The sequence below is a fragment of the Nocardia wallacei genome (assembly GCF_014466955.1).
Classification (GTDB): domain Bacteria; phylum Actinomycetota; class Actinomycetes; order Mycobacteriales; family Mycobacteriaceae; genus Nocardia; species Nocardia wallacei.
The window spans coordinates 947,491-959,367 of record NZ_AP023396.1 but is presented as its reverse complement, the minus strand read 5'-3'; the positions used below and the strand labels follow the sequence as shown (position 1 = coordinate 959,367).

Below are 11,877 nucleotides of genomic sequence, written 5' to 3'. Positions count from 1 at the left end.
CTTTCGTCGTCCGCCCCGGTCGTGCTCAGCCCAGCAGCGACACCACCTCGTCCAGCGACGCGCCGCCCAGGATCGCCGTCACCGGCAGGTCCCGCTTCAGGTCTGATTCGACGCGTTTACGCAGGTCGAGTGCCTGGAGCGAATCGAGTCCGAGAGCCACCAGGGGGATCGAGCCGTCGATGGTCTCCGTGCTGCCCAGGCCCATCACCGCGCGCAATGCGTCGCGGACCGTGTCCGCGGTGTCCCGTGGCGCGGCGCGGACCGGAGTAGACACCTCCTCCACCGCCGGTGCGGGCGACGAATCGGTCTCGGCCGCAACGGAATCGGCGGTCTGCGGCTGTTCCTCGGGCAGTTCGGCGAACAGCGGCTGGTAACCGAATACCGTGTACAGGTCGCGGATCCGGCCCCACTCCGCCGCCGCGACGAGCGTATTCGCCGCGTCCGGCGCGAAGCCGGCCGCGACGGCCGTCACGGGTTCCATCGGCAGCAGGCCGGTGCCGCTGATCTTGGCGAGCGCCTCGGCGTTGTCCGCGCCGACCGCCCGCCACAGTCCCCACTGCACCGCCGTGCAGCGCACGCCCTGAGCGCGGTAACGCGCCGCGGCGGCGTCGAGCAGCCGGTTGACCGCCGCGTACACCATGTGCCCGCGGCCGCCGAGCGTCGCCGACAGCGAGGAGCACAGCACCACGCGGCCGTCGTCGGCGAGCGGGAAGTGCCGCACCAGGTGGTCCACGGCGAGGACCTTGGCCGCGGCCGCGGCGCGAACGGTGTCCGGCGTGGGATCGGCCTCGGCGGCCGAATAGTCCACGGCCGCATGCACGATCAGCGTCGCCGGGGTGTCGCGGTACTCGTCGGCCAGCGCGCGCACGGCGGCCTCGTCACCGACATCGCAGTTCTTGCGGACGATCTCGGTCTCGCCCAGCCGCTGGATGCGCCGGATCCGTTGCACCGCGGCCGGATCACCGCCGGTGCGGCTGACCAGGGTGACGCGGCCCGCACCCGCGGCGACGAACCGTTCGCAGAAATCCAGCCCGAGTTTGCCGGTGCCGCCGACGATCACGACCTCCCGCAGCTCGTCGGCGTGCAGCGGCCGGTCGGCGGCGGTGTCGTCGACTATCAGGCGTTTGGCGTAGACGCCGCCGTCGCGCACCGCGAGTTCGGGCTCGCCCGCCGTGTGCAGCGACTGCACCAGCCCCTTGGCGGCAGTCGCCGGGTCCGCGTCGGCGGCCAGATCGATGTGCCGGAAGGAGATGCCGAGGTGTTCGGCTGCCAGGCAGCGGAATCCGGCCTGGGCGGCGGCCGGGAACAGGCCGGGGACGTCGGTCTCCAGCACCTGCTCGCCGCCGACGGTGACGAGCCAGACGTCGCTCACCCCGGCCGGCTCGGGCAACCACGAACGGTCACCGAGGAATTCGGCGATATCGTCTACCGCCGCCGCGACCTCGGTGCCCGAGGGCGGCGGAACCAGCACGACCAGGGTGTCGAACGACGCGGTGGGCGTGCCGGTTTCGTCGGTGTAGACGACCGTGGCGCCGTGCCGGGGCGCGGCCGCGCAGATCGCGGACACCAGCTCGGCGCAGCGGCCGGACGGATCGGCCAGCGCGATGGTGCGCGGCGGCACCATCTTTCGCCGGGGCAGCCTGGTCCAGTGTTCGGCGTAGCGCTGCGGGACGACCGTGCCGTCGGCGACGCGCTCGCCCGCCGCGTGTGGGGCAACAAACGCGGTGGCGCTGTCCGAGTACGGGTACGGCGCCCACAGCGTCTTGGCGGTCATCCGGGTGTTCGGGAAGTCCAGCAGCGGCAGCGCCACCGCGCCGCCGGAAGCGCTGACCCGCAACGCTTCCCAGTCGTATCCGGCGTCGTGCACCGCGACGGTGGCCAGGTTGCGGGTGAACTCGCGCAGATTCTCGGCGGATCGCCGCGAGGTGCCCAGTGCCTGGAACGCGCGCTGCGGGGTGACCGCGGCCAGATTCTCCTGAATGGCCAGCATGAGCGTGGGATGCTCGGAGATCTCGAGGAAGGTGTCGACGCCACCGCCCGCGGCGATGTCGATGGCCCGGTCGAAGCGAACCCGGTTGCGCAGGTTCAGATACCAGTAGTCGATGATCGACAGCTCCGGGTCGACGCGGTCGCCCAGCGTGCCCCCGATGAAATCGATCTCGCTGGCCAAGAACGACCGGTTGTCCATGTCGTCGCCGACGGTGCGGCTCAGCAGGTCGCGGAAACCGCTGACGTAGGACGTGTGCGCCGGGTACTGGACCCGGATCTCCTTGGCGAATTTCCCTGCGGCGGTGAGCAGTTCGACGATCGCCAGCACCGCCGCCCGCTCGCCGGAGATGGCGAGGATATGCGGCGAGTTCACCACCGACAGCTCCGCGAAGCCCGCGTGCCGGGCAAGCAGGTCCTCGCACTCCTCCCGGTCGATGCCGAGTACGGCCATGGAGTAGCCGGTCAGCTGCAGTCCGTCGACGATGCTCGCGCGGGTGGTCACGATGCGGGCCGCGTCGCGCAGCGTCTGCGCGCCGGACACGTAGGCCGCGGCGATCTCGCCCTGCGAGTGGCCCACGGTCGCCGCCGGGCGCACCCCGACCGCCGCCCACATCGCAGCCACCCCGACCATCTGCATGAACAGGGCGGGCTGCACCGTCCCCGCGCTGTCGTCGGCCGGCAGGTCCGCGTCCAGCAGATACGGCAGCGGCGACCACGAGTACAGCTCGTGGAACACCTTGTCGCACTCGTCGACCGCGGCGCGGTAGGCCTCGGAGTGGTCGTAGAGCATGCGGCCCATGCCGGGCCGCTGGCTGCCCTGCCCCGGGAAGACGTACGCCACCCGCCGCGCGGTGGCGGCCTGCTCGGAACTCACCACGTCGGCGTGCGGCTCCCCCGCAGCGACGGCGCGCAGCCCGGACAGCAGTTCGGTGCGGCCGGTCGCCATCACCAAGGCTCGGTATCGGCGCGCGACGCGGGTGCGGAAAAGCATGTCCGCCACGCGGTCCGGCGATACGTCGGCGTGGTCGGCGACGTACCCGGCGACGGCGGTGGCCTCCGCGCGCAGTGTTTCCGGGGTATCCGAGGACAGCAGGACCGGAACGCTGCCGTCCGGAAGTCGGTAACTAGACATGGATCTCCTCTTCCACGGCCGGAACGGCCAGCAGCGCATGGGCATTCGTGCCCGAGACGCCGAACGACGAGACCGCGCCGTAGCGGATCCCGTCGTGGGGCTGCCAGTATTCGAGCTTGGCGGCCAGGCGCAGGCCCGACGCGGTCCAATCCACCTTGGTGGTCGGGTTGTCCGCGAACCGGGTCGGCGCGATGTAACCGTGCAATCCGCTGAGCAGGACCTTGATCAGCCCGAGCATGCCCGCGGCCGCCTGGGCGTGACCGGCGTTCGACTTCACCGACCCCAGTCGCGCCGTGCCGCTGCCGTACACGTCCTGCAGCGCGGCCAGTTCCAGGGGATCGCCGACCGCGGTCGCGGTGCCGTGCCCCTCGATCATCCCCACCAGCTCCGGCGAGATGCCCGCCGCCTCGACGGTCTTGCGGATCAGGCGACGCTGCGCCTCGGTGCTGGGCACGGCGATCGGCCCACCGCCGCCGTTGTGGTTGACCCGGCTCGCGAGCAGGCGGCCGTAGATCCGGTGGCCCAGCCGCCGGGCCCGGGATTCGCGTTCCAGCACCACGACACCGGCGCCCTCGCCCCACAGCGTGCCGTCGGCGTCGTCGGAGTAGGGCTTGCACTGCCCGTCCGTCGACAGGGCGTTGTTCTTGGAGAATTCGAAGAACGCTCCGGGCGAGCCCATGACGCACACCGCGCCGGCCAGCGCCCATTCACATTCGCCCGCGGCGATACCCGCGGCCGCCAGATGCAGTGCGGCCAGCGACGAGGCGCACGCGGTATCCACCACGATCGACGGCCCGCCCAGGCCCAGACAATTGGAGATTCGCCCGGCGACCGCGCCGAGGGCGGTGCCGGTCGCGCGATATCCGCTGTAGTCGTTGACCTCCGCGGCGTGCGGGCCGTATTCGGTCGGTGACGCGCCCATGTAGCAGCCGACCTCCTCCGCGCCGTCGATGGCGCCGGGGTTGATTCCGGCGTTCTCCAGCGCGCGCCAGGCGACCCGCAGCGCGACTCGCTGCTGCGGATCCATGGCGACCGCCTCGCGCGGTGTGATGCCGAAGAACAACGGATCGAATTCGGCCGCGGCGTCGAGGAATCCGCCCGCGTCGCGGACCTCGGACCAACCCTCCACTTCCGACAGCGACAGCAGCCGCTCGATCGGCCAGCCGCGGTCGCGCGGGAAGAGCCCGGTCAGGTCCCGGGCCTCCGACAGCGCCGCCCAATACTGCGCCGGGGTTTCGATGCCGCCGGGGGCCTCGACGGCCAGGCCCGTGATGACGATGGGGTCGGCCACCTCGCTCATCCGGCCGTCTCCAGTTCGGCCGCAAGCAGTTCCGATACCCCCGCGACCTGATCGTGCAGATAGAAGTGGCCGCCGTCGAACATCTCGACCTGCAGGTCCGCCTCGGTGTGGCGCTGCCAGTTGTACAGCTCACCCATGGTGACGAACTCGTCGTCGCTGCCGCCCATCGCGCGGATCGGCGCCTGCACCCGCACGTCCGCCGGACAGGAGTAGCGGTCGAAGGCGGCGTAGTCGGCCTTGAGCACCGGCAGCGCCATCTTCATCAGATCGCGATTGCCGAGCACGTCGGTGCCGGTGCCCTGGAGTCCGGTGAGGTGGTCGAGCAGCAGTTCGTCGTCGGTCGGATGGTTCGGCATGTCCGCCACCCGCGAGGGTGCGACCGTGCCGGAGATGCCCAGTAATCGCACCGGTAGCCCGGCGGCCTCGGCGAGCCGGGTGAATTCGAACGCCACGATCGAGCCCATGCTGTGCCCGAACACCGTGAGCGGCTCGCCCCGATTGAACGAGGAGCGCGCGAATTCGTCGAAGGCGCCGGCGGCAATCTCCGGCAGGGTGCCCAGCGCCGCCTCGCGCGCGCGGTCCTGCCGCCCGGGGTACTGCAGCACGATGACGTCGAAATCCTCGGACAGCCGCTTGGAGAACGGCCGGTATGTCGAGGCGCCGCCGCCCGCGTGCGGACAGATCACCAGCGGCGCCGCTCCGGCCGCACGCGGCTTGTGAAACTGTCTGACCCAACCGGGAGTAGTTGCCATATCACATATCTCTCTTCACACGGACTGCCAGGTGGAATGGCGCGAGCCACAGCGAATCCCAGGCATCGGCCCGCCCACGGACGGCCGAGCGCGACGGCGGACGATCAGGTACGCACAGGTCTGCTCATACATCTCTCGTTCCGCCCGACTGCTTGCACCTCGGGACATCGGTCCTGGCAGGATCGAAATCCATGCCGGACCGATGTAGGTGAGGCAAACCTAATATACCCGAGGGGTGTGCCCGGAGACAGAGGGTGGTCACATGACCGAATAGACACTCACGCCCGCGTGCTATTACCGGGCGGCAGGACTGCGGCAAACCTCCGGCGGCAGGTCAGGTCCGATCACGCACGGCGACAAACACTTTCTGGTCCAACACCGCCAGCGGATGGTCGGCCGCGGGCAGGACGGGCCGCGGTGTCAGACCGGCCGCGGTGAGCTGGTCCAGCCATTCGTCCTCGGTCAGGAAGATCCGGTCGGTTCCGGCGCGCACATCGGTCTCACCCGCGCGGGCCTGGCCCGCGCGTGGCGACATCAGGAAGTGCACCGAGGTCAGCATCAGGCAGTGCGCCCGGCAGAACTCCAGGAAGATCACCGCGCCACCCGGTTCCAGCAGGTCGTGCAGTTGCCGCAGGGTCTGCCCGATGTGCCGCGCGTTGTGCAGCACGTTGGCGGCGAGCACGATGTCGCAGCGCGGCTGCCGGGGCAGGTCGGCGTTCATGTCCACGATGCCGAACCGCATGCCCGGCACGTCGGCGAACCGCTTGCGCGCGGCGTTGAGGAAGAACGCGGACAGGTCGGTGAAGTGGTAATCCACCGGCTCCCCGGCCAATCCGGCGACGACCTCGCTGGTCAGGCCGCCCACGCCCGCGCCGAGTTCCAGGATTCGGACGGCCGCGCGGCCGGGCCGCAGCCGCTCGACGACCGCGGCGACGGCCTGCCGGGCGGCACTGTTGAGATATCGGCTGCCCAGGTTGTCCCGATAGAAGGTGTCCGCGGTGACCATGTCGCCGTTGGGGAACAGTAGTTCCTGCACCCGCAGCCGGTCCTGCGCCAGGTCGAGCAAGCGCTCGGCCGATCCGGACAGGAACGTGGCGAATTCGCGGGCGTAACCGAGATCGGCGCACACCTCGTAGAGATCGCCGCGCGACGGTGCGGGGATTTCGCCGCGATACCGGTGACCGCGCTCGGAATCGCTGTCGAGGCAACCGTTCTCGGTCAGTGCCAGCAGCCACTGCCGCAACAGCCAGCGGTGCCGCGGCGCGAAATCCAGCGCGGCGGCGATCTCGTCGTCGGTGCGGAACGTCCGAACGTCCAACACCGGACGCAGTACGCGCAGCATGGCGCGCAGGCCGAAGAGATCCAGATCCCTGCGGGCGGAACCGATTCGATCCGCGTCGAGGGTCTGCGGCGTTGCGGCCGTCGTGTTTTCGAGGTGCGAATCGAGCGTGGCCATGGCAGGGACCGACGCCGACCGCCCACCCACGAGCCGTACGACGTCGTTGAGCGACGCACCGCCGATGAGATCGGCGACGGGTAGGTCGTGTCCGAACTCTTCGTCGACCCGCCTGCGCAGTTCGAGGGCCTGCAGGGAGTCCAGGCCGACCGCGACCAGCGGACGGGCGGTGTCGATCGTCGCGGGATCGTCCGCGCCGATCACCTCCGCCAGCAGTTCCAGCAACCGTTGCGGTACGTGGGTCTCCGAAACGATTGAGCGAGCCGCTGATACGGGCGGCCGGGCCCCGGGCGGCTGAGCATTCGATACGGGCTGCGGGGTAGGCGGTTGGGTTGGCGGGAGTGGGGCGGGCTGGATCGGCTTCGGGGTTTCCAGCTGGGACAGGACCGGGCCGTAGCCGTATTGTCCGAGCACGGAACGTCCGCGGTCCCAATCGAATGCCGTGACTATGGAGTTCTCGCGTAGGGGACGGAGGCCGAGGCCGACGGCGTCCTCGGAGCGCATGGGCAGGTATCCCACACCGGCCAGGACGTCGGGGGCGGAGGCGCCCGCGCCGCGGTGCACGGCCCACTGGCCCCACTGCACCGAGACGGCGTCGCGGCCCGCGGCGCGCAGGCGCTGGGCCTCGGCGTCGAGCATCCGGTTGGCCGCCGCGTAGACGCTCATGCCGCGCCCGCCGAGGGTCGCCGCCAGCGACGAGCACAGCAGCAATCGGCAATCCCGCTCCAGCGCAAGCGAATCCAGTACGTGCGTGAGGCCGACGACCTTGCCCCGCAGCACGCGCTCGGCCGCGGCCGCGGTGACGTTCGCCAGTTCGATGTTCGTCAGTCCGGCGATATCGGCCGCCGCGTGGACGACCAGACCCGCGGGCATATCCCGCAATTCGTCCGCCAGCCGCCGCGTGGCGGCCTCGTCGCCGATATCACACGAGATCACCCGGATCTCGGCAGTACCGAGAGCGCGCAGCCCGCGCAGCCGATCACCGGCCTCCCCGGTCGCCCCCGACCTGCTCACCAGCGCGATCCGGCGGGCGCCGTGCCGCGCGGCGTGCTCGCAGAATTCCAGGCCGACCGCGCCGGTGCCGCCGAGAATCACGACGTTGTCCGGCATCGCCACCGGGGCGGCGCCTTCCTGATCGGCCTCCACCAGCCGCTTGGCGTACAGTGTCCCGCCGCGCAGCGCCAGCTCCGGCTCGTCGGCGGTGTGCAGCGCGGTGATGATCGTGGGTGCGTCGTCCGCGCCGGACGCCTCGGGCGACAGGTCCAGATGCCGGAAGGCGACGCCCGGGCATTCGGTTGCGGCACAGCGGAATCCCGCGGCCGCCGCGGCAGGCACCGGATGCGGCGGCGCGTCGTCGCGCACCGCCGATTCGCCACCGACCGTGACCAGCCACCAATCCGTCACCCCCGCACCGGGTTTGGCCCACCACGCGCGCGTCCCGAAGAACTCCGCGACCTCCGTGACGGCCGCGGCGGCGGGCAGCTCCGGCAGCGCGGGCAGCAGCACCACGAGCGTGTCGACAGCACCGGTGTCGTCCCCCGCCGCGACGTCGAGGAGCCGAGCCGAGGCGCCCTGGTCCGGGGCGTGCGCGCACAGGGCGGCGGCCAGTTCGGCGCACTGCCCGGTGTGGTCGACGACGCCCAGCGAGCGCGGCGGCGTCAGGTTCCGGTGCGCCAGCCGGTTCCACGTCTCGAACAGCAGCTGGGGCGGCGCGGTGCGGACCGGTTCGTTGTCGGGGACCACATTCCGGTCTACGTGCCCGCCGTTGTACGGCAGCCACAGCCACACCTCGTTCATCTCGGTGTTGGGGAAATCCTCCAGCGGCAGCCGTACGAGCTCATCGGACTCGTCCCGCAGCGCGTCCCAGGAGTAGTTCAGGTCCTGCACGGCCAGCGTGGCCAGATTCCGGGTGAACTCCGACAGATCGGCCGCGGCCCGGCTGGAGGTGCCGGTCACCGTGACCCGGCGGCCCGGCGCGGCGGCCGCGAGATTCTCCTGGATCGACAGCGCCAGCGTCGGATGCTCGGCGAGTTCCACGAAGGTGTCGACATCCCGCGCGATCGCCGCGTCGATGGCCTTGTCGAACCGGACGGTATTGCGCAGATTCCAGAACCAGTACTCGTCCACGGGCAGATCGGTGGTCACCGCTTCGCCGAGAGTCGCTCCGAGACAGTCGATATCGGTATCCAGGAAGTGCGGATGCCGCAACCGGCCGCCCACGGTGTCGCGGAGCTGCTGCCGGACCTCGGTGACCCGATCGGTGTGTGCCGGATACTCGACGCGGATGAGGCGGGCGAACCGATCGTCCGCCGTGAGGGTCGCCACGACATCCTCGACCGTGCCCCGCTCCCCCGAAATCCCCACCATGCGTGGCGAATTGATGACCGACACCTGCGCCCAGCCGGAACGCCGGGCCAGCAGTTCCTCGCACTCGTCGCGGTCGGCGGCCACCACGGCCATGGCGTACCGGTCCGAGGCGATGGTGTCCACGGCGCGGGCCCGGGCGCCGACGACGAGGATCGCGTCGGCCAGCGTCATCGCGCCCGACACGTAGGCGGCGGCGAGTTCACCCTGGCTGTGGCCCACCACCACATCCGGCGCGATCCCGACCGACCGCCACATCGCGGCCAGCCCGGCCATTTCCGCGAACAACGCCGGCTGCACGACGCGGGCACTGTCGCCGGGATCGAGACTCTCGTCCAGCAGGTACGCCGTGGGCGAGGCGCCGAACAGCTCGGCGAACAGTTCGCCACATCGATCGACCTCGGCCCGGAACGCGGGCACGCGCTCGTAGAACATCTTGCCCATGCCCGGCCGCTGCCCGCCCTGGCCGGGGAACACGTACGCGGATCGGCGCGCCGCCGCGGGCTCGGCCGCCCGCACGACCGCCGGATGGTTCCGGCCGTCCACGAGCGCCCGCAGCGCCTCGGCCAGGCCGTCGCGCGAGTCGACCATCGCCAGCGCCCGGTACCGACGTGCGGGCCGGGTACGGAACAGCATGTCCGCCACGCGATCCGGGGACGCCTCGGGATGCTCCGCGACATAGGACAGCAGGGCGGCGGCCGCGGCGGGCAGCAGGCCGAGATGGTCCGCCGACAGGAGGATCGGCACCGATCCGTCGGGCAGTCGATAACTAGACATGGTCCGCCTCCTCCGGCGCGGGCATGGCGACGATGGCATGCGCGTTGGCCCCGCCCGCACCGAAGGCCGAGACGGCGCCGCAGCGCACGCCGCCGCGCGCACGCCACGGTTGCAGTTCCGTGGCCAGGCGCAGGCTGGATCGGTCCCAGTCGACCTTGGTGGTGGGATTGGCCGAATGCAGGCTCGGCGGGATCCGGCCGTGCCGCCCCGCCAGCAGCATCTTGATCAGGCCCAGCATTCCGGCCGCGGCCTGGGTGTGTCCGATATTCGACTTCACCGAACCCACCAGCGTGGTGGAATCCGTTGCGCCGTAGGTGTTTTGCAGGGCGGTGAGTTCGACCGGATCACCGGCCCGGGTCGCGGTGCCGTGCCCCTCGACCATGCCGATCTCGTCCGGGTCGATGCCCGCCAGGTCGATGGTCTTGCGGATCACCCGCTCCTGCGCGTCGATTCGCGGCGTGAGGATGGGTTTCCCCTTCCCGTTGTGGTTGTGGGCGGAGGCCAGGATGCGGCCGTAGACGCGATGGCCGAGCCGCCGCGCGCGCGATTCCCGTTCCACCAGAACGAATCCCGCACCCTCGCCCCACAGGGTGCCGCTGGCGTCGTCGGCGTAGGACCGGCAGTGCCCGTCCGCCGACAGGGCGTTGTGCTTGGAGAATTCGTAGAACAGGATCGGCGACCCCATCACGCACACGCCACCGGCGAGCGCCCACTCGCACTCGCCGCCGCGCACCGCGGTGGCCGCCAGGTGCAGTGCCGTCAGCGACGAGGTGCAGGCGGTGTCGACGGTCACCGACGGCCCGATCAGGCCCAAGCAGTGCGACACCCGACCGGCGACGCTCATCGTGACCTGACCGACCACGCGATGGCCGCTGTACTCGTTGACCTCGGCGCCGCGCGGCCCGTATTCCATCGGGAGAACACCGACGAAACACCCGGCGTCCTCCGCGTCGAGGGCCGCCGGATTCATCCCGGAGTTCTCCAGCGCCTGCCACGCCACCCGCAGTGCCACCCGCTGCTGCGGGTCGGTGGCGAGCGCTTCGCGCCGGCTTATTCCGAAGAAGGCGGGGTCGAACGCGGCTGCGCGGTCGAGAAATCCGCCCGCGTCCCGTACCGTGCCCCAGCCGTCCAGGCGCGACAGCGACAGCATTTCCTCGATCGGCCAGCCGCGGTCGCGGGGGAACGGCCCGATCATCTCTCGGCCGTCGGCCAGCGCGGACCAGTAGGCTCCGGGTCCGTCGATGCCACCGGGCGCTTCCACGGCCATTCCGGAAATCACGACATGATCGATGGCTTCCGTCGTCGGCATACTCGTCTCCTCCCCCTCAGGCCGCCGGTCCGACCGGCACGTGGCGGGCCACCGATTCCGCGATCGTGTCGACGTGTTCGTTCAGGAAGAAATGCCCGCCGTCGAACACCGTGACCTCGACGTCGTCGCTGTGGCGGCGCCAGCCGTGCAGGTCGGCGATGGAGACGATCGGGTCCTGGGCGCCGCCGAGGGCGTGGATGCGAGCGGACAGGGCCGCGTCCGCCGGTCCGGTGTAGGCGTCGGAGGCCCGGTGGTCGGCCTCGAGCACGGGCAGGGCCATGCGCATGATCTCGCGGCTGGACAGCACGTCGGAACCGGTGCCCTCCAGCATGGTGAGGTGGTCGAGCAGGGCCTCGCCCTCGACGGGTGTGCGGGGTCGGTGCTCCGCGCGGCAGGGCGGTACCGCCGCCGACACGGTCAGCTGACGCACGTTCAGGCCCGCGGCCTCGGCGAGCCGGACGAATTCGAACGAGACCAGCGCGCCCATACTGTGACCGAACGCGAAGATCCCCGCGCGGTCGAACGCGGAACCACGGAATTCGGCGAGCGCACCCGCGGCCAGTTCGGGCAGCGAGGTCGCCAGCGGTTCGTGCGCACGATCCTGGCGCCCCGGATATTGGAAGACGATGACATCGAAGTACCTGCTGAACGCCTTGGAAAAGGCCCGGTAGGTCGACGCGCCCGCGCCGGCGTGCGGGAAGATCAACAAGGGCGGCCCGTCGGCCGATCGCGACTTGTGGAACTTCCTTATCCATCCCGGTCTGTGCATATCAATCCATCCCCTTGGTTGTGGCGGGC

At 70.7% G+C, this 11,877-nt stretch carries 6 protein-coding genes; all 6 read right to left on the bottom strand.

The window, feature by feature from the left end; translation table 11 throughout:
- Positions 1-25: 25 nt before the first annotated feature.
- The 6 genes from nbtC (NWFMUON74_RS04335) to NWFMUON74_RS04310 all read right to left on the bottom strand — a co-directional run bounded on the left by nbtC (NWFMUON74_RS04335) (position 26) and on the right by NWFMUON74_RS04310 (position 11,848).
- Positions 26-3,121: a nocobactin polyketide synthase NbtC gene (gene nbtC / locus NWFMUON74_RS04335; protein ID WP_187686697.1), complete on the bottom strand. Its 3,096-nt coding sequence runs from the start codon at positions 3,119-3,121 to the stop codon at positions 26-28.
- Positions 3,114-4,421, bottom strand: coding sequence for a beta-ketoacyl [acyl carrier protein] synthase domain-containing protein (locus tag NWFMUON74_RS04330; RefSeq protein WP_187686696.1), 1,308 nt, complete (start codon positions 4,419-4,421; stop codon positions 3,114-3,116). The genes nbtC (NWFMUON74_RS04335) and NWFMUON74_RS04330 overlap by 8 nt, the downstream gene beginning before the upstream one ends.
- Positions 4,418-5,173, bottom strand: a complete 756-nt coding sequence (locus NWFMUON74_RS04325) for a thioesterase II family protein (protein ID WP_187686695.1) — start codon at positions 5,171-5,173, stop codon at positions 4,418-4,420. The genes NWFMUON74_RS04330 and NWFMUON74_RS04325 overlap by 4 nt, the downstream gene beginning before the upstream one ends.
- Before the next feature lie 334 nt (positions 5,174-5,507).
- A complete protein-coding gene (gene nbtC / locus NWFMUON74_RS04320; protein ID WP_425343088.1) occupies positions 5,508-9,707 on the bottom strand; it encodes a nocobactin polyketide synthase NbtC in 4,200 nt (1,399 codons plus the stop codon).
- A gap of 55 nt (positions 9,708-9,762) precedes the next feature.
- Complete coding sequence (locus NWFMUON74_RS04315) at positions 9,763-11,079, bottom strand: beta-ketoacyl [acyl carrier protein] synthase domain-containing protein (RefSeq protein WP_187686693.1); 1,317 nt, start codon at positions 11,077-11,079, stop codon at positions 9,763-9,765.
- Between the two features lie 16 nt (positions 11,080-11,095).
- On the bottom strand, positions 11,096-11,848 hold the full coding sequence (locus tag NWFMUON74_RS04310) for a thioesterase II family protein (protein ID WP_187686692.1): 753 nt from the start codon (positions 11,846-11,848) through the stop codon (positions 11,096-11,098).
- Positions 11,849-11,877: the final 29 nt, after the last annotated feature.